1 tRNA gene and 1 rRNA gene are annotated in these 724 nt (G+C 57.5%); both read left to right on the top strand.

The annotated features are described in order from the left end of the window. Nucleotides 1-74: 74 nt before the first annotated feature. A tRNA-Ala gene (locus tag FXF75_RS21910) sits at nucleotides 75-146 on the top strand. Between the two features lie 211 nt (nucleotides 147-357). Further along, nucleotides 358-724: ribosomal RNA gene (locus tag FXF75_RS22310) — 23S ribosomal RNA — on the top strand; the annotation flags it as partial.

The raw sequence follows: 724 nt of genomic DNA on the forward strand, positions 1-724 counted from the left end.
CCTCGACCACTTCGGTGGTCGGGCACCTTAGAACTGCCAGGGCTAACGAACACACCCTCCCCTCCCGGGGAGGTGGGCCCATAGCTCAGTGGTAGAGTGCCTCCTTTGCAAGGAGGATGCCCTGGGTTCAAATCCCAGTGGGTCCATAGCCCGGGTCGGAACGAAACCGTGTCCCTTAAGTGGGACACGGCGCAACGTTCAGATCCGGAAGACCGATGCACTACTCCGTGAAAGCGTGAGTAGGAAGGGTTCGACGTACGCTCCTGATACTACCAGGACGTGACGATGACAACCGTATGTACGTGCAATCCAGGCGTCCACTGGATCCGAGTTGAACCGGGTCACAGTGCGATTCCAACAGCGTGGCTACTGTGCCAGCTGGTGGATGGCTCGGCTCGAGCGCCGACGAAGGACGTGCCAAGCTGCGATAAGCCTGAGGGAGCCGCACGGAGGCAAAGAACTCAGGATTTCCGAATGGGAATCCCCACCGCAATTGCTTCGCGCAATGGGGAACGTCGAGAATTGAAACATCTTAGTATCGACAGGAAGAGAAACCGCAAGAGATGTCGTCAGTAACCGCGAGTGAACGCGACACAGTCCAAACCGAAGCCCACACGGGCAATGTGGTGTTCGGACTGACTCTCAGCGCTCGAACGATCATGTGAAGTCTCCTGAAACGGAGCGCGACACAGGGTGAAAGCCCCGTAACATGGCCAAGTAAAGC

It is taken from the genome of Halorussus sp. MSC15.2, assembly GCF_010747475.1.
Classification (GTDB): domain Archaea; phylum Halobacteriota; class Halobacteria; order Halobacteriales; family Haladaptataceae; genus Halorussus.